Source organism: Psychrobacillus sp., assembly GCF_032154225.1.
In the GTDB taxonomy this organism is placed as follows: domain Bacteria; phylum Bacillota; class Bacilli; order Bacillales_A; family Planococcaceae; genus Psychrobacillus.
The window spans coordinates 38465-56113 of sequence record NZ_JALDYF010000011.1; the positions used below are offsets into that span (position 1 = coordinate 38465).

At 36.1% G+C, this 17649-nt stretch carries 16 protein-coding genes and 1 other annotated feature; of the genes, 13 read left to right on the forward strand and 3 right to left on the reverse strand.

What is annotated here, in order from left to right:
* Positions 1-4 precede the first annotated feature (4 nt).
* The 13 genes from RUH95_RS14130 (at position 5) to RUH95_RS14190 (ending at position 13956) form a co-directional block, all read left to right on the forward strand.
* Positions 5-754 carry a GTP pyrophosphokinase gene (locus RUH95_RS14130; protein ID WP_313893530.1) on the forward strand — a complete coding sequence of 250 codons (750 nt, stop codon included), beginning with the start codon at positions 5-7 and terminating at the stop codon, positions 752-754.
* A gap of 153 nt (positions 755-907) precedes the next feature.
* Positions 908-2269, forward strand: a complete 1362-nt coding sequence (gene rlmD / locus RUH95_RS14135; protein ID WP_313893531.1) for a 23S rRNA (uracil(1939)-C(5))-methyltransferase RlmD — start codon at positions 908-910, stop codon at positions 2267-2269.
* 198 nt (positions 2270-2467) lie between these two features.
* Positions 2468-2914 (forward strand): N-6 DNA methylase, encoded by a 447-nt coding sequence (locus tag RUH95_RS14140; RefSeq protein WP_313893532.1) that lies wholly within the window; start codon positions 2468-2470, stop codon positions 2912-2914.
* A gap of 357 nt (positions 2915-3271) precedes the next feature.
* Complete coding sequence (locus RUH95_RS14145; RefSeq protein WP_313893533.1) at positions 3272-4294, forward strand: siderophore ABC transporter substrate-binding protein; 1023 nt, start codon at positions 3272-3274, stop codon at positions 4292-4294.
* Positions 4295-4313: 19 nt separating this feature from the next.
* Positions 4314-5330, forward strand: a complete 1017-nt coding sequence (locus tag RUH95_RS14150; RefSeq protein ID WP_313893534.1) for an ABC transporter permease — start codon at positions 4314-4316, stop codon at positions 5328-5330.
* Entirely contained in the window at positions 5327-6391 is a 1065-nt protein-coding gene (locus RUH95_RS14155; RefSeq protein ID WP_313893535.1) for an iron chelate uptake ABC transporter family permease subunit, read from the forward strand. The genes RUH95_RS14150 and RUH95_RS14155 overlap by 4 nt, the downstream gene beginning before the upstream one ends.
* Positions 6388-7140, forward strand: a complete 753-nt coding sequence (locus RUH95_RS14160) for an iron ABC transporter ATP-binding protein (RefSeq protein WP_313893536.1) — start codon at positions 6388-6390, stop codon at positions 7138-7140. The genes RUH95_RS14155 and RUH95_RS14160 overlap by 4 nt, the downstream gene beginning before the upstream one ends.
* A 264-nt stretch (positions 7141-7404) precedes the next feature.
* The gene (locus RUH95_RS14165) at positions 7405-8121 is read left to right on the forward strand and encodes a dihydropteridine reductase (RefSeq protein WP_313893537.1); all 717 of its coding nucleotides are present in this window, start codon (positions 7405-7407) and stop codon (positions 8119-8121) included.
* Between the two features lie 834 nt (positions 8122-8955).
* Entirely contained in the window at positions 8956-10236 is a 1281-nt protein-coding gene (locus tag RUH95_RS14170; protein ID WP_313893538.1) for an MFS transporter, read from the forward strand.
* Positions 10237-10703: 467 nt separating this feature from the next.
* Positions 10704-11009, forward strand: coding sequence for a hypothetical protein (locus RUH95_RS14175; RefSeq protein ID WP_313893539.1), 306 nt, complete (start codon positions 10704-10706; stop codon positions 11007-11009).
* A gap of 107 nt (positions 11010-11116) precedes the next feature.
* Complete coding sequence (locus RUH95_RS14180; protein WP_313893540.1) at positions 11117-11626, forward strand: YfiT family bacillithiol transferase; 510 nt, start codon at positions 11117-11119, stop codon at positions 11624-11626.
* 56 nt (positions 11627-11682) lie between these two features.
* Positions 11683-11947: a binding site (T-box leader), on the forward strand.
* A 64-nt stretch (positions 11948-12011) separates the two neighbouring features.
* The gene (locus tag RUH95_RS14185) at positions 12012-13262 is read left to right on the forward strand and encodes an MFS transporter (protein WP_313893541.1); all 1251 of its coding nucleotides are present in this window, start codon (positions 12012-12014) and stop codon (positions 13260-13262) included.
* A 40-nt stretch (positions 13263-13302) separates the two neighbouring features.
* On the forward strand, positions 13303-13956 hold the full coding sequence (locus RUH95_RS14190) for a M48 family metallopeptidase (RefSeq protein ID WP_313893542.1): 654 nt from the start codon (positions 13303-13305) through the stop codon (positions 13954-13956).
* A 49-nt stretch (positions 13957-14005) separates the two neighbouring features.
* Here the strand turns inward: RUH95_RS14190 and RUH95_RS14195 are convergent, their stop codons facing one another.
* The 3 genes from RUH95_RS14195 to RUH95_RS14205 form a co-directional block, all read right to left on the reverse strand.
* Positions 14006-15826, reverse strand: a complete 1821-nt coding sequence (locus RUH95_RS14195) for a cyclic nucleotide-binding domain-containing protein (RefSeq protein ID WP_313893543.1) — start codon at positions 15824-15826, stop codon at positions 14006-14008.
* Between the two features lie 14 nt (positions 15827-15840).
* Positions 15841-16470 (reverse strand): hypothetical protein, encoded by a 630-nt coding sequence (locus tag RUH95_RS14200; RefSeq protein WP_313893544.1) that lies wholly within the window; start codon positions 16468-16470, stop codon positions 15841-15843.
* A 173-nt stretch (positions 16471-16643) separates the two neighbouring features.
* The gene (locus RUH95_RS14205; RefSeq protein ID WP_313893545.1) at positions 16644-17648 is read right to left on the reverse strand and encodes a nucleoid-associated protein; all 1005 of its coding nucleotides are present in this window, start codon (positions 17646-17648) and stop codon (positions 16644-16646) included.
* Between the last annotated feature and the right edge of the window lies 1 nt (position 17649).

Genomic DNA, 17649 nt, shown 5'->3' on the forward strand with positions numbered 1-17649 from the left:
CTTAATGACAACTGATCAAATGGAACAAGTTAAGCGAATTCGAACGGAAATGAAACGCTTTATGTTAATGTATAAATTTGCTTTATCGGAGCTCGAAACAAAAATCGAAATTTTACAAGAAGAGTTTCAGATAATCCATGATTATAGTCCGATTGAACATACTAAATCTCGCATTAAATCGCCAGAAAGCATTTTAAAAAAGATACAACGAAAAGATATGAATATATCATTAACGAATATTAGAGAAAATGTGAAAGATATTGCAGGAATGCGTATTACATGTTCTTTTATTTCGGATATTTATCAGATTTTAGATATGCTGCAAAATCAAAGTGATATAACTGTGGTAGAAATTAAAGACTATATTAAAGACCCTAAAGAGAATGGTTATCAAAGTTTGCATCTACTTATTAAAATTCCAGTTTTTATGTCGGATCGTACAGAGCTTGTTCCTGTGGAAGTCCAGATTCGCACGATTGCGATGGATTTTTGGGCAAGCCTTGAACATAAAATCTTTTATAAGTATGACCAGTTTGTACCTGAACATTTGCTGGAAGAATTGAAGGAAGCTGCAGATTCTGCTGCGGCACTAGATCAGAAAATGGAAAGGCTCCATAATGAGGTCAAAGCAATAAAAGATGAAAACAAATTAGAATTAGAAAATGAATCTATGCAGTTAATGATAAAAGGCCAACAATTTACTATTCCTCCTGCTTTCTTGAAGTTGCTTGAGGAAGGGGAAATATTGAAGTAGAACCTCGAAAGGGCTTATTCAACAAAAGGGCCAGCGAACGATTCTGCTATTGAATACCGAGAAATTAACTGAATATATCCAATGATGCGTATGTGTTAAAACATACGCATTTTTTGGTATAATGAAACAAACAAATAAGAACGGAGAAATAAAGTGAATACACCAGTAACGAAAAATGACCGCATTACAGTTCATATAGAAGATTTAACTCACGACGGAGCAGGAGTTGCAAAAGTCGACGGCTATCCATTATTCATACAAGGTGGATTGCCAAATGAAACAGCAGAAGTACATGTTTTAAAAACATTGAAAAATTATGGCTTTGCAAAATTAGTAAATATTGTAGAACCTTCACCATTTCGAGTTGAAGCACCATGTCCTGTATTTTCGGAATGCGGTGGCTGTCAATTGCAACATATGACGTATGAAGGGCAACTAGTATGGAAAGAAAATATGGTTAAAAACGTCATGCAACGAATCGGTAAAATAGATGCACCTGTGCTTCCGATTAAAGGAATGGACAATCCTTGGGAATATCGCAATAAATCTCAAATTCCTTTTGGACTAGAAGAAGGACAAGTTGTCGCTGGTTTTTATCAAGCGAAATCACATCGCATTGCGGATACAAATACATGTTTAATTCAAACAGATGAAGCAGATCGATTGCTTAGAGCTGTAAAAGAAAAAGCATTAGATTTAGATTTAATGCCTTATAACGAAGAAACGAGAAAAGGACAGCTACGTCACTTAGTCGTTCGTAAAGCTCGTGCAACAGGGGAAGTAATGGTCGTACTTGTAACGAAATATCCAAAGCTTTCGAAACAAAACGAAATCATTGCATTCATCCAAGAAGTAGAACCGAATGTCACTTCTATTATTCAAAACGTAAATAATCGCAATACAAATGTTATTTTCGGTGATGAAACGAACGTCCTTTGGGGCAAAGCAGCTATCGAAGATCGAATTGGCGATGTTCGCTTTGAAATATCAGCGCGTTCATTCTATCAAGTAAATCCAGAGCAGACAGAAGTACTTTATAAACAAGCGTTGGATTACGCACAGCTTTCAGGTGACGAAACAGTCATCGATGCATATTGCGGAATCGGAACAATTTCTTTATTCTTGGCACAAAAAGCAAAACAAGTACTAGGTGTAGAAATAGTTCCACAAGCAATCGAGGACGCAAAACGCAATGCAGCATTAAATGGCTTCGAAAACACTTATTTTGAAGCAGGTCCAGCAGAAGAAGTTATTCCTGCGTGGTACAAAGAAGGCAAAACAGCAGACGTTTTAGTAGTCGATCCACCAAGAAAAGGCTGTGACGAAGCATTGTTGACGACAATAATAGAACAACGTCCAAAACGTGTTGTTTATGTATCTTGTAACCCAGCGACACTTGCTCGTGATCTACGCATTTTAGAAGATGGTGGGTATAAAACACAGGAAATTCAGCCGGTGGATATGTTCCCGCAGACGACGCATTGTGAGGCTGTGGCACTGTTGTCGAAAATATAATATGTATAACCTTGGAGACCATTTGTGAATTCCTTATCGGATTATTGAAATTCGAATAAGTGTAATACATATGGTCTTCTTTGGGGATTATTTTTATCGTTTTATTTCCGAAAATATGACAGTTTTTTAAATCAAGCAGAGCGTGAGGCAGGAGACTTAGAATTCGACTATGCTAGGCTTTCAGATGAAGAAGCAGAGATGGATTTTCGTCCCAATACAGTTGAAGATAAAGGTTTTTTCATCTTGCCAAGTCAGTTGTTTGGAAATGTTGTTGAGACCTCAAGAACTAATGAGAATTTGAATACAGACTTAGCGAATATCTTTAGTGGAATTGAAGCGAGTGCTGTTGGATTTGCTTCCGAGAGAGACATTAAAGGGCTATTTGAAGATAATGATATTGATGCTTTTGGAGATGCGTATGAATATTTGATTTCCAACTATGCACGTAATGCTGGTAAAAGTGGGGGAAAATTTTTTACACCGCAAAGTGTTTCACGCTGTTTAGCTCGTTTGGTAATGGACGGAAAAATAAAAATACATAAGGTGTATGATCCACCCTATTCGATTAAGTGGGTGGGAAACGTGGATCCGACTTTGATTAACGACGAAAGATTTGCCCCAGCAGGTAAATGGTTTGGTGAATAATTAGGGGTTGACTAAATTTATTAACTAGGTATACTTAGATAGATAATTGATATTGATAATCATTATCAAAGTTATTGTTTTTGTGTCGCCACTGGGCACTATGTGAAATAAAAAATATGATTGAAACCTAAAAAGGTATTTCGTTGAAAAAAGCGGCTTACAAAACACAGCATATGATGGTTTGTTTGGATGAATATCTACTACATATGGTATTAATAAAGGCGTTTTGACATTTTTGGGGGCTAATCAAAATATTTATTATTTAAATCACGCATAAAAAATAACATAGATATTAGCTTTATCAACACAATAATCTGTTTGTCTATATTGTTTACACATAAGGAGAGGAATAAGAAAATGAGAAAGATTAAATTAACTGCTATTATGGCAATTTTTGTTTTGATGTTGGCTGCGTGTTCAGATTCAAGTAAAGAAACTAATCAAGAGTCAAAGCCTAAAGAAGATAATAAAAGTGAAGAGGTTGCTAAGCCTACGACGGTTGAAATCACTGATGCCCATGGAACTGTTACTGTTCCTGTAAACCCAAAGAATGTAGTTGCTTTGGATAATAGAACTTTTGAAACTTTAGCTGATTGGAACATCGAACTATCAGCTGTTCCAAAGGATGTAATGCCTGAGGGTATATCATATAAAAGTGATGATTCAGTTCAAAATATTGGAAATCACCGTGAACCAAATCTTGAAATTTTAGCAGCTGCAGACCCTGAACTTGTAATTGTCGGCCAAAGATTTGCTGACTATTACGAAGAGATAAAAAAATTAGTGCCAAATGCAGTTGTTATTGATCTTAATGTTGATATCTCTGAGGAAGCTGCTGCACCTGGGGAAAACTTAGTAAATGGACTTAAAAATTCTACAATTGCTTTAGGTCAAATCTTTGATAAAAATGAAGAAGCTAAACAATTGGTAGCTGATTTTGATAAAGTTATCGAAGATGCTAAATCTGCTTATAATGGAACAGATACAGTTATGAGTGTTATTGTTTCTGGTGGGGATATTGGTTTTGCAGCTCCTTCTTCTGGACGTGTTTGGGGACCAATGTATGAAATTTTCGGTTGGGTTCCAGCATTAGAAGTTGCCGATTCTTCTACAGATCATAAAGGTGATGAAGTTTCTGTTGAAGCTATTGCACAAAGTAATCCTGATTGGATTTTCGTATTAGATCGTGATGCTGGAACATCTGATGCAGCTACTTCAACTCCTGCTAAGGATGTTATTGCTAACTCACCTGCTCTTCAAAACACAACTGCTGTTTCTAAAGAACAGATTATTTATGCACCAGCAGATACTTACACAAATGAATCAATCCAGACTTATTTAGAGTTATTTGAAAACCTTGCAAACACTTTAGCTAAGTAGTGTAAAGGAGTATGAAATAGTGCCAAAAAATATAATTTCTAGGGTTGAGAATTTTTCTCAACCCCAGTTTTATAACCACAATAAGATATGGACAAGACCCTTTATATTCGCGATTATAGTTGTGATTATTTTAGGCGTTATATCACTGTTTACTGGAGTTTATGATATACGTGGACAAGAGGATGGAATGGAGATGTTTTTCATAACTCGCGTTCCAAGAACAGTTGCATTAATGCTTACTGGCGCTGCAATGTCGATGGCAGGACTCGTAATGCAACTGATTACACAGAATCGTTTTGTTGAACCAACTACAACAGGGACTATTGAATGGTCAGGTTTAGGGCTACTTCTTGTTTATTTATTATTTCCTGCTCCATCTTTAGTTTTAAGAATGACGGGTGCAATCATTTTTTCGTTTATAGGAACTATGATTTTCTTTTTATTTTTAAGAAGAGTTAAACTTCGTTCGTCTTTAATTGTTCCGATTATTGGATTGATGCTTGGAGCAGTTATTTCTGCAGTGTCCACTTTTGTGGGACTCCTTTTTCAAATGACGCAAAGTATTGAAACTTGGTTTGTAGGTTCTTTTGCACCCGTTCAGGTGGGAAGATATGAATACTTATGGCTAATTGTTATCGTTACTGTGCTTATTTTTATTTATGCTAATAGATTGACTTTAGCTGGACTAGGAGAAGATGTCGCAACAAGCCTTGGAGTTAATTACAATAGGATTGTTCTTTTTGGAACTGGTCTTATTTCTGTTGCAGTTGGAGTTGTTGCAGCTGTTATTGGAAACTTACCTTTCTTGGGTTTAATTGTCCCAAACATTGTTTCAATGTTTAGAGGCGATGATCTTAGGAGTAATTTACCTTGGGTATGTGTGATAGGAATGGGGACTATAACTGCCTGCGACATAATTTCTCGAGCAATTATAATGCCTTTTGAAGTACCTGTTTCTTTAATACTTGGAACAGTGGGGGCAGTCGTGTTTATTACTATTTTATTGAGACAAAGAAAACCAAGGAGGCTACGATGAACACATTGGAATATAGAAATAAAGAAAATGTCGAAATCGATTCTAGCCTTCATAATGAAAATAGATCAGCTAGGGCTTTTCGTTCTAAGAAGGAAGAAAGACGTTATTGGATTTTGCTGATAACATTGATTGCTTTGGGCATCCTTGCTTCATATGGACTTTTAGTTTACAACAATCCAGTTCCGGTAGATTCACCTTCTTTTATCCCAGTTGTTATGAGAAGGGTAGTAGCTCTTGTTGCAATGATTATTGCTGCAATTTGTCATAGTTTGTCGACCGTTGCTTTCCAATCTATAACGAATAATAGGATCATAACCCCTTCACTTTTAGGTTTTGAATCACTTTACTCAACAATACAAACGAGCACAATATATTTCTTTGGTGCTAGTGCATTGATAAATTTTAGTGGAATTGGATCTTTTTTATTTCAAGTTGTTGTTATGGTCTTGATGAGTTTGATACTTTATGGATGGTTACTTTCTGGTAAATACGGGGATTTACAACTTATGCTTTTAGTTGGAATAATTATTGGCACTGGACTAAATTCTGTGTCAACTTTCATGAGAAGACTACTTGCGCCTTCTGAATTTGATATTTTACAGGCAAGATTGTTTGGTTCTGTTAATAATGCAGATCCTGCATATTTTCCTATTGTAATTCCTATGGTAATAATTGTAGCATTATTACTTCTTGCTAATTCTAAGAATCTAAATATATTGTCACTAGGAAAGGATGTTTCTACTTCTTTTGGAGTTAAATATCAATTTAGTGTAATTTATACGCTTATATTAGTTGCTATTTTGATGTCAATTTCAACAGCTTTAATTGGGCCACTTACTTTCTATGGCTTTTTAGTTGCAACTTTGAGTTATCAGGCGGCGTCAACTTATGATCATAGATATATTTTTCCAATGGCTCTTGCTATAGGATTTTTGATACTAACGGGTGCATACTTTTTGATGTATCATGTATTCCATGCTCAAGGTGTAGTTTCAGTTATTATCGAATTATTTGGTGGAATTTTATTTTTAACTGTAATTTTAAGGAAGAGGTCTCTATGATAAAAATTGATAATGTTAAAAAGTTCTATACTGATGAGGTAAAAATAGGACCTTTGAATATTGAAATACCAAAAGCGGGTTTTACTTCTTTAATTGGACCAAATGGCGCTGGCAAGTCTACGACACTTTTGATGATTGGAAGACTTTTGGATATGGACGAAGGTCAAATTCAGGTGGCAAATATGGATGTTTCTGAATCCAAATCAAAAGACTTAGCAAAAATTTTGACTATCTTGCGACAAGAAAATCATTTTGTAACTAGGCTTACTATTAGACAACTAGTTGGATTTGGACGCTTTCCTTATTCAAATGGACGATTAACTAAAGAGGATGAGGTTATTGTTTCTAAATATATCGATTTTCTACAATTAACTGATTTAGAGAATAGATATTTAGATGAGCTTTCTGGTGGTCAAAGACAAAGGGCATATGTAGCGATGGTTTTGTGCCAAGAGACTGAATATGTACTTTTGGACGAGCCTCTGAACAACCTTGATGTTGCTCGTTCTGTTCAAATGATGGAGCATTTGAGACGTGCGGCTAATGAATTTGGAAGAACAATTCTGACTGTTATGCATGATATAAATTTTGCGGCCAAATATTCTGATAGAATTTGTGCTATGAAAGATGGTCAAATTGCCGCTTTTGGAACAGTAGAAGAGATTATGGACCCAGAAGTTTTGACAAATATTTTTGAAACGAAGATAGAAATTATCGATGGTCCTTATGGGCCAATAGCTGTTTATTAGTTATAAAATTTTATTAAAAGAAGTATCTCAGAATATAAGTATACCAAAAAACTAATAGAAAATTAAATTATTTACTGTAACTTGCACAGATCATAACAGCTATTCCGCTTGAAATGATTAGATGAACATTCAAATTGCTTATGAGATACTTTCTCTTGAGCTTCATAAATTATATAATCGGTTCAATCGATTTTAAAATTGAGAATTATTTCCAATTATTATATATTAGATAGCGAAGATACATATAATTGAGGAGGATGTATTATGCAAGTATATTGGACTAAAATAAATAAGATTATTGAAGAAACGCCTGAGGTTAGAACGTATCTACTTGACTGTCCGCAAGACTTTACATGGGAAGAAGGTTCCCACACCCACTTTGCACTAGAGGGTTTTAATGCTGGAGATAAACCAAACCGCAGCCTGATTCGCCATATGTCAATTTCAACTTTACCGCATGAAGATGCGATAGGAATCACAACACGTATCAAAGAGCAATGCTCTGAGTTCAAAACGATTTTAAAAAATCTTGAAGTCGGTAATGAAGTAGCAATATTTAAAACACATTCAAATGTACCGCTGAAAAGAGAAGGTAAAAATGTTTACCTGTTGTCATCAGGTGTCGGTCTGGCAACTTTCAGACCGCTTGTACTTGATTATTTCAAACGTGCTGACAACGTCAATCGAATTCATTCCTTAAACATCGATTCATCGAAAGATTTCTTATTTACCGATATTTTTGAATCCGCACCTGATAAGAAGTTTACATCACAGTTCGTCGATAACCGTAAAGACTACTATGAAGAAGTGAAAAATCTTACTTCAGACAATGATGGGCTCTTCTATGTTGTCGGCAGTGACGAATTCCTCGTGCAGAACATTGAAGTACTGCGTGAGCAGGGCATCAAGGCGGAACAGATTATGCTCGATAAGCATGAACAACAACTGACTGAGTTTTTATCATTCGAATTGTCAAATTAAGCTAGACAAAATATTCTATTGGTAAATACGAAATAAATGTTCCATTAACGGCGCTATTGGGGAATATATTCACGCAAACCAGAGTATTCGTGTAAATGTTTCAACCAATGATGAAAACACATGTCAAGTGCCTCCCTTGTTTGGAAAAATAAAACACCCCAACAGTTAGATTCCAACTGTTGGGGTTTCTTTTGCTAAATATAGGTGGTAAGTTAATTGATTTAGAAGTTGTATTGCCTGGTGTAAACTTCGTGGAATTGAAAAAAACGCTGCTTTTAGAAAAGTATTTTTTGATCTTAAAAAAATATTACTATATTTCGCAATTGGGGCGTTAATCGCATAATGTTGTTCCAAAAAAAGGGTCAAATTATTAGAATTAATTTAGAATATAAAGTGAATTGAGGTGAAGAACACAATGAACAAATATCATAGATCCAGCTTATGGATAATTTTTATTGTCACTATGTCGTTGATTTTATCTACGTACTGGTTGAATTTAGAGTTTGGTTACGGAATTATACTTTTACTCATAGTTGTTGGGTATGCTATTTATCTTAATTTTAAAGCACTTAGAAATGAACAAAAGGAAGAATAAGAACCTGCAAAGTTTACATATTAAGTTGGAGTTGGGAACAAAAACTGAATAATAAACCTCGGATATTATAAAAATAAATCCATGGTAAACGTCAGATAGCGCCTTATCCTAAAGTCTGGATAAGGCGCTATCTGACGTTTACGATTGTGAAGAAGTTGATGAAAAGTCTCTGAAAACAGGTTTTTACCATTACATGAAATACATATATATAGGGTAAAAGCTAATAGGAGTGGAAATCATTGGACAAACAAAATAGCAGATACAGATGGATTGTATTTGTTGCTGTATTGTTTACTTATTTGTTAATGGCGAGCCAACGAACCGCTCCAGGATTGATTACGGACCAATTAATAAGGGATTTTAATGTAACAGCATCAACGATTGGGTTATTGACGGGTTTACAATTTCTTGTATACACTGGTTTGCAAATTCCTATGGGTATTTTAGCTGATCGTTATGGGCCAAACTCGTTTCTAATTATAGGTGCCTCACTTACTGGGTTAGGAACAATCATTTATAGTCTTGGTACACATGAATTTGTACTTTTTTTTGCTAGAATTCTTACTGGGGTAGGGGATGCGACCATATGGGTTAATATGGTTTTAATTTTGGCTGGATGGTTTCATACAAAAGAATTTGTTCGATTAATTGGTCTGGCAGGCATGACAGGAAGTCTTGGTTTCTTATTGGCGACAGTTCCTTTCTCTGCCTGGATACTTTTACTTGGTTGGAGGGGAGCATTTTTCTCAGTGGGAATATTGTTATGTTTTTGTGGCTGTCTCCTTTATTTTGTACTTATAAAAAAACCAAAAAGTATTTTTGTGGATAAACCGGTAATTGTAACAGAAGTGGGACAACGTGAAAAAACATTCGTTTTATTACGAAGAATATTTTCAAATCGGCAAGCATGGGCTCTATTCTTTTGTCATTTTGGAGTTGTCGGTGGCTATGTAGGGTTTATCAGTTCTTGGGCAGTACCATATGGGATGAGTATGTATGAAATGACACGCTCAGATGCAAGCCAGATGATTATGATTGGTCTTATCGGGGCACTTATTGGAGCTCCTCTAGCTAGTTGGATTTCAAGCCGGTTAGAAACGATAAAAAGGCCATATATTGTCGTTCATATTACTGTTTTATTGAGTTGGTTTTCCTTCTTATTATGTAATGGGCGCCCATCATTATATTTGCTAATTGTCCTTTTTTTTATCATTGGCTTTGGATTTGGAGCAAGTGCATTAACCTTTGCAGCTGTACGTCAATCTTTCCCAATAAAAGAATCCGGCATTGTTTCTGGGTTTGCGAATACGGGTGGCTTTCTTAGTGCGATATTGCTACCAATCATTTTTGGATATACATTGGATTATTTTCAATCTACTTCAGGTAATCAAGCTGATGGATACTACAATAGTTTCATCACGCCAGTTATCTTTTCCATAATTGGCTTGATTGGAGTGATTCTATATAAGGAAAAGGGTCAGTTGCAGGACAAAAAAAGAAAATCCGTATATCCTAATTAGCAAAAATAAATTGAAATGCTCGTAATTATTGGTGGGACGCCCTATGTGAAAAATTATTTTTCGACTTTTAATAAGCAGTTTTCACCGATTATGGAAGGGCATATTACGCACGAGGACATCAGTCGTTGGTTAAAGTGGCGTACGTTTCCGCCAACGCGTGTGAATGCCGATGAATTGCTGAGAGCTTTAGGACTTGGGGCGTTTAATCGTTGGGGATTGTTCGTAAGACGCATGGTGTGATGGCGGATGATGAAATATGGTTACGTTTCAAAGGAGAAGAGCATATAAGGCACCGGGATGTATGTTTGCGAAAAGATTTATACCATCCTAGTTAATATGTGAGAAATATTATAAAAGATGAGGCTTGGCTGATATTGCTTAAATAATTATTAAGGATGAATCCCCATTAGAGGAATTCGTTCTTTTTTGTAGAAATAGACTTAAATGAATGTGAGGGAGTGAGTGAGGTGCAGGCTGAAGAAGTATGGGAAAGATTATTAGTTGAATGTAAAGATCGTCCGATGATGCTTCAAACTAAGACAGGCTTACATTTTAATTTAAAATCAAACGGAAAAAAATTAATTGCAACTGCATCAGAAATAGAACCACCATGTAAAATCAGATTGCCACGACCTATTTATAAAGATAATTTTCTAAAAGTATTTCCCTATTATGAAAGGGTAAGATCTGGAGAAAAAGGATTGAGCGGTGAAATACTAGCTAACACTAGAAATAGCGTGTATATTATGGCTGCAATTAAGCGTATTGGTTAGAAATTTTCACATGTATTTCAGACATAGGGTACATTCGAAAGGTTTACAGCTACTGAGTCGATTGATATATTAAGTGTTAATACAGAATAGGGAAAAGGGGTTTGAAAATGGATGTAAAATACCCAATTGGAAAATTGCAAGTTCCTGAAAAAGTAACATTTGAACATATTCAAGAATGGTTAAAGGAAATCCAAACTTACACGATTAAACTAAGAGAAACGGTCGAATCATTAAGTGATGAGGAATTAAGTAAAACGTATCGTGAAGATGCCTGGACAGTTCGTCAGCTCGTTCATCATATTGCAGATTCTCAGTTGAATATGTATCAACGTTTGAAGTTGACTTTAACAGATGAGAATCCAACAGTACCAGCTTGTGATGAAGAAAAGTGGGCTATTCAACCAGATACGAAGCTTCCTGTAGAAAGTTCTATTAAAATGTTAGAAGGTATAAATGAGCGTATCGTTTCTTTAGGACATAGTTTAACTGAAGAGCAGTTAAATCGGGTTTTTACTCACCAGATGAACGGTAAAATAACAGTTGCAACAAAAGTTGCAAAATTAGCTTGGCACGAAAATCACCACTTAGCACATATAAAAATCGCATTATCAAAATGATGCAATATGTATTGAATTTCATTTCAAAATAATGTAACATATAAAAAAATTCTATATATAAAGCTATGAAAAGAAGAGTAAGCATATATACTATCAGCAGAGACCTCTGGCAGCTGAAAAAGAGGGATAGGAAATGTGTTGAAACAAGTCTTGGAGCTGTGCATTGGATTTGTTTGCTATGAACAATGATGATGCAACGTATTCTCACGTTAACGAGATAGAGTATCACATGTGATTTATTCACAAAGTCGTACTTGATTAGGCTTCTGCAGCAATGTGGAGGTGAACTGGGGTGGCACCGCGATATGACTCGCCCCCAAGATAAAAATCTTGGGGGTGAGTTTTTTTTATTTTGTTTTACAAAAATAAAAAAGGAGTGGTGGACATGTCCAGATGGAAGTATCCGTTAATGCTATTAGGAGGAATAGGAATTTCAAATGTGGGGGGATGGGTTTACCTCATCGCACTGAACTTAATTATTTTGAATGAAACAGGTTCTCCACTTGCAATTGCCTTATTATATATACTAGGTCCAATTGCCACTATATGTTCGAATGCTTGGGCAGGTAGTTTAATTGATCGGGTAAATACACGACGACTAATGATGGGATTAGACATTTTCAGAGCGCTATGTATTGCGTTAATTCCATTTTTACCTTCGCTTATTTATGTTTATATACTAGCGTTTATCATTAATATGGGAAGTGCTATTTTTGAACCTACATCTATGGTTTATATGACTAAACTGATACCTGAAAAAGATCGCCAACGCTTTAATGCACTACGTAATTTTATCAACTCTTGTGGTTCACTAATTGGACCTACCATTGCTGGGGTTTTATTTTGGATAGGTACTCCTTACACTGCGATCCATGTGAATGCAGTAGCTTTATTTATTTCGGCTCTTATTATTATGATGCTACCTAATGTTGATGCAAGGCTCAAAGGGACAGAGAGGCAAAGTCTTACATGGGATATGATAAAAAATGATTTTCGAGTTGTTTTTAATTTCAGTAAGGACTATACGTATGTAACAAAGATATATTTATTATTTAGCGGAACTACTATATTTATGACTGCAATAGATTCTCTCGAGGCTGCATTTGCTAAAGGGGTACTTTCATTATCAGATCCTATTTATGGGTTTTTATTAACTGTATTTGGAGCAGGATTTATACTAGGTTCCATAATTAATTCAGTATTTTCGAAACAGCTTGCAGTTAATCTTTTAATTGGTTTTGGTACGATTTTCACCTCAATAGGTTATATAGTGCTTTATAGTTCGAATGGCTTTTTTAGTGCAGGGCTAAGTGTATTTTTAATTGGGTTTGCTGTAACGTTTGCAAATACAGGGTATTTGACTTTCTACCAAAATCACGTTCCTGTGAGGATGATGGGAAGGTTCAGCAGTATCTTTAGTGTTATGGAAGCAGGTTTCATTATTGTTTTAACGGCATTAATAGGTTTAGCTGCTGAATTAACATCGATCCGTCTTGTGGGGATACTAGGTTCATTTGCCTTCTTTTTATTAGGGATAATGGCATTGAAAGCTGTACTAGGTACAAAACGGAAGAGATACTTTGAAAAACGAGTTTTAGATAGGGTTGCAAGTAGAGCGAGAATAGATGTAAGCTGAAGTTGAGGAATGAGAAATATTAGAAAAGATGAGGCTAGTTATGAAAGTAGAAATAGAAAATACAGTAGTAAATTTTAATATTCAATATGGAAAAGGAAAAAAGCTGTCTATTCATATGGATTCGTTTGGTTTTCTAACTGTTAAAGCTCCGACAGGTACAAGTAAAGAACAGATTGTTAGTGCAATTGAAAGTAATGGAACATGGATACTCGAGAAAATGCAAGCAATTGAAGTAGCTAGAGAAATCCCTAAAGCAAGAGAATTTCATGATGAAGGGAAGTTTTTACATCTAGGGAAAGAGTATTTCTTACATGAATTAATAGATACAGATGAGCTGGATGAAGAGACACTTAAAAAAAATCTCAAAAGGTTTTATATTAATAGCTGCAAGAAAGTTGTAGGAGAACGGATAAAAATATATCAACAACAACTAAAAGTAAAGCCTAAAGTTATTGAAATAGTAGAATCTAAAACAAAGTGGGGCAGTTGTAGCTCAGATAGGAAGCTCACGTTTAATTATCGATTAGCTATGGCTCCCATCGAAGTCATCGATTATGTGGTCATCCATGAATTATGTCATTTAGCTCATATGAATCATGATCGCTCATTCTGGAGACGTGTTGGAAGTATAATGCCGGATTATAAAGAAAAAGAAGCATATTTAGCAAAGCACGGACAATCTATGACATTTTAATGAAATAAAGGAAGGGGGCTCAAACGATCATTGTTTGGAGCCCCTTTCATTATTTTATTCTTAAAGCGTGTCCACAACGTGCGCAATACCTAGCACTCCGTGGAGATACAGTACCACAACCACTACAATGCAGCTCGTCATCTTCCTTCTCGTCAAGATCGAAATGATGCAGAGGCTCTTGTACATAGGGATTCATAGTCGTAAAGGATTGAATTTCTTCTTTTCTGCCAATACGGATTAAGATATATAACAAGATGATGTCAATGAAACCTATAATAATCATTGCCCCAACTTTGCCCCAACCATTAACGAAATCGAAATCCCATAGTGCATGCAGACTGATGACGGTAAGAAGAAGGAGAAACGCACTTACAACCTTGTACATAATACGTGCGTTACTATTGGTTTTCAATTTTATTGACGTCACACCAATCCAGATTGCAGCGACTGCAATTGCCGTCCATGCTCCATGGCCGAAAGGAGACAATAAAGCCCTAATCCAAAGAACGGATAGCATTCCAACTGAAGATGCCTCTCCCATATGCGACCAACCATAAATCATGCTCTCTACCGCAGCAAACCCCATGCCTGCTGCCGCACCGAATACGATTGCATCCATTAGAAAATGCATTTGCTTTTTTCGAATAAACAGGAGGCATACAAGAAGCTTAACGCTTTCCTCGATCAATGATACAGAGAGCGGCAATCTAAACTGCGTAAAATCTAAGCCACTGTTGAATAGCCACAATCTCTCGAGAAACCAAGCTGCAGGAACAGCAAAAATCGCGGAGGCTGCAAAAAGCATGCCTAACCGCGTTTGTCGAAAGCCTAATAACTGATGGTCTCGAATATAAGAAACGAATGTAACTGGTCCAACTAGCCCTCCTACAATCATGACAACGATATTTAGCCAACTATTGTTGAGAAACAGAGCAAGCGCAGATAGAGCAATGAAACTCCCGCCGAGCCAAAGAAGTACGTCAACCCAACGCTCCCTAGTTTTCGTTAAGGTGGAGCTGTTCTCTACAGAAACTTGCTCCGAATTTCCTCTAAACTCTGATTTAACTTTGGAAAGCAAGTGAGGAGACCGGATATGTAGAACCCCCATAAATTGCTTTTGGATTGGGGCGTAATAACTTAGTACATATAGAAACTCATTTTTTCCCATCACTAATAATTCACTATCTTCCGAAGCCACAATTGCAATGTCTGAAGGGGTCTCAGTCAATAGCATCTCTTCACCGAAAAAGTCACCTTCAAGCAGGACTGTTCGTTTTCTTTTCTTTCCATTGACTTCGAAACTTCCTTTGCTGACCATGTAAAATTGATCGGAAAGTGCTCCCTCTGCAACGATGGTCTCACCTCTGGCAACCTTTTGAATTACTGTGACTTCTGCAAGACCACGAAGCTCTGCGTCAGGAATGGCCGACCAAATCGTAGCATTGCGAAGCTTCCGATGGATCATCCGAATGTTAAGCGTAAGCATCATACTCTCATAGAACAGAGGACTACTTTCCGACAATTGCTCGAATAACTGGCGCTCTAAACGTAAAGCAGTTACTTCCCCAATGGCTGTTACGCGAGCGGTCCTACGTTCATTTTGAAGCAATCCGATTTCTCCAACTAACGCTCCTGGACCGAGCTCAGCAAGTAACATGGATTTGCCTATCAAATTACGCGATGAAACCTCGACATTGCCCGTACGAATAAAATAACATTCTGTGCCAATTTCTCCCTCAATAAGAAGTGGTTGTCCATCCATGAAATCGATTGGTTGAATTGAACTTGCTGCAATTTGTAGTTCATTGTCTGGAATGCCTCGTAAAAGTGGATGCTCCTGTAAATAAGAAAAAATTTCTTTTGAGGACATCTGCTCAACCTCTCCTAACGCATATTGCCGATAATGCTAGATCTATTCTCCTGCATCTTCTTCACGAAATTCGACATCACATCGAACGCTTCGTTTCTTTTATTGCTCAAACTTTGCAAACGTAGCATGTCCATCTGTTGCGAATTAGAAAGACTGTCGATATTCCCTTTTGTTTGTGATATTAATGCATCAAGTTGCTCTTTTGTTTTCGGTGGTTCGGTGCCAATACCGGATGCTTCCATTGCTTTTTTCATTGCTTCTAACTGATCGTCATTCAAAGGAGAATTAGGCACTGCGTCGGTCGGAAACTGAGCTAATATCTGTCTCTGCTCGCCTATAGATGTATTTAATTTAGCAAGCTGACCGTTTTTTTCCTGCACTGAGCTAATTTGATCCTTTAGCTGAGTTTCTAGCAGTTGTGCACGCTGATCTTGAATCGCCTTCATTGCTGCCTCAAGATCCATGTTGTTTACTGGAATGCTTGAAACCCCAGAAACGTTAGTAATTGAATTCTGTGTTGCACCTTTGCCTAGTACGTCATTGACCGTATGGTAGAACGAATTGTTGTACATAAGGGTCAAACCAACAAGTAAACCTGCAATAAATATGCCTCCAATAGATAAAATCTTTTTCTTCTTGTTCATTTTTTATCATCCTCTCATTCAGATTGTCTATCTATAAAAAGTATATATATCACTTATTATTTTGACAATACTGAGGAATGTTAATAGTCTGTTAGTAACTACGGTTTAAAAACTAGCAATTAATACAAAAAAAACTGTAGAAACCGCTCAAATGAGTGGACTCTACAGTTTTTTTATACTTCTTCTTGAAAATAGATTTTATAAAATTTACGATTAGTTACTTCATCATAGCCAACTTCAATTAGTTGATCGATTTGGTCGATATCACGTACATTTACTTGGATTTCAATATTGGAATCGAGTTTTATTTTCCGTTTATAACTCTTCTCTGCTTTTGCAATCGCACTCTCAGAAATAACAGTTTCGTATGGTTTTACGGAATTGACGATAATATCTTTTTGGACAGGATCGCTCCCTTCAAAAACGGTTTCAATATAATCATCTACCTGAAATTTTTCTTCCGTTTTAAAGAAATCGAGCGTTTTATTCAATAAACCTAATTTCTCTGTATTCGTAAAACTTTCTTCTTTAATAATGTATTTTTTGCATTCAGTTAATGCTAAATTTGTTTTATGATAGTGTTCATCGGCAACTTTAATCTTTAAAAAACGTTCTTGCCAGTAGATGACATCCTCTTTCTTCTTCGTTTTCATAAAGACTGCAGGGGCTACGTCTGGTCCCATGTCCATGATGATGGCCATGTTATTGATTTTCTTCACATTAATACCGTCGATACCATTCACAATCATTTTGTTTTGCTCATTTTTCACATCTAAAAACATTTCTTTTTCATCAATTTTTACAACGGCAAGTACCTTTTTTTTCTCTGTATGCCATAAGCAATTATGGAATAGCCCAATAAACAATTCGCCGCTTTTAATATTAGGATGTTGGGATACACTTTGCAGGTGAACTGCAATATGCTTTGATTGATCAAGGAAATTGCTTTCCTGATCAAAAATAGAATTCACATATGTATAGATTTCATTTAACCCAATATCCGTTTCGTGAAAAAATTCGAATTGCTGTTCAAAATCAACTTTGTTAAACGCTAATTGTGTAAATGCCGCTTCTAGCATTACCTCTGGTTGAGAAAAAGACTCTTCTCCTAAAACAAGCGTGTCGCCTACATAATGTACGACATATTGTGCTAATTTACTTTCACTTACTTCTAGCATG

What these genes read in the sequence shown, in the direction of transcription:
- RUH95_RS14130 (WP_313893530.1), top strand. Translation starts at nt 5, where the DNA reads ATGACAACTGATCAAATGGAACAAGTTAAGCGAATTCGAACGGAAATG.
- RUH95_RS14140 (WP_313893532.1), top strand. Translation starts at nt 2,468, where the DNA reads ATGGATTTTCGTCCCAATACAGTTGAAGATAAAGGTTTTTTCATCTTG.
- RUH95_RS14145 (WP_313893533.1), top strand. Translation starts at nt 3,272, where the DNA reads ATGAGAAAGATTAAATTAACTGCTATTATGGCAATTTTTGTTTTGATG.
- RUH95_RS14155 (WP_313893535.1), top strand. Translation starts at nt 5,327, where the DNA reads ATGAACACATTGGAATATAGAAATAAAGAAAATGTCGAAATCGATTCT.
- RUH95_RS14160 (WP_313893536.1), top strand. Translation starts at nt 6,388, where the DNA reads ATGATAAAAATTGATAATGTTAAAAAGTTCTATACTGATGAGGTAAAA.
- RUH95_RS14165 (WP_313893537.1), top strand. Translation starts at nt 7,405, where the DNA reads ATGCAAGTATATTGGACTAAAATAAATAAGATTATTGAAGAAACGCCT.
- RUH95_RS14180 (WP_313893540.1), top strand. Translation starts at nt 11,117, where the DNA reads ATGGATGTAAAATACCCAATTGGAAAATTGCAAGTTCCTGAAAAAGTA.
- RUH95_RS14185 (WP_313893541.1), top strand. Translation starts at nt 12,012, where the DNA reads ATGTCCAGATGGAAGTATCCGTTAATGCTATTAGGAGGAATAGGAATT.
- RUH95_RS14190 (WP_313893542.1), top strand. Translation starts at nt 13,303, where the DNA reads ATGAAAGTAGAAATAGAAAATACAGTAGTAAATTTTAATATTCAATAT.
- RUH95_RS14195 (WP_313893543.1), bottom strand. Translation starts at nt 15,826, where the DNA reads ATGTCCTCAAAAGAAATTTTTTCTTATTTACAGGAGCATCCACTTTTA.
- RUH95_RS14200 (WP_313893544.1), bottom strand. Translation starts at nt 16,470, where the DNA reads ATGAACAAGAAGAAAAAGATTTTATCTATTGGAGGCATATTTATTGCA.
- RUH95_RS14205 (WP_313893545.1), bottom strand. Translation starts at nt 17,648, where the DNA reads ATGCTAGAAGTAAGTGAAAGTAAATTAGCACAATATGTCGTACATTAT.